At 60.8% G+C, this 212-nt stretch carries 1 protein-coding gene; it reads right to left on the bottom strand.

Annotated elements, in window-relative coordinates:
- Positions 1-212, bottom strand: a 212-nt coding sequence (locus tag ACUHMQ_RS21595; RefSeq protein ID WP_445297461.1) for a VCBS domain-containing protein, incomplete at both ends; no start/stop codon positions are given.

Genomic DNA, 212 nt, shown 5'->3' with positions numbered 1-212 from the left:
TCTCGCCTGCCTTCAGGTATTGCACCGCACTGTTCGCGACGTTGTAGGTCCAGGTGCCATTGGGGGTGATCGTCAGCACACCCAGTGCACCCGCACTGGCTGTGATGCCTGTCGTCTGGAAGCTGGCTTGACCTGTATCCGCATCACTGATGGTGAGCGTGCCGCTGTCGGTCAAGGTCGGGGTGGCGGCATCTTCGGTGACGCTACCAACT

The organism is Chitinimonas violaceus (assembly GCF_052601015.1).
Note: the sequence above shows the minus strand (reverse complement) of the source record. Positions and strands in the feature narration are given on the sequence as shown.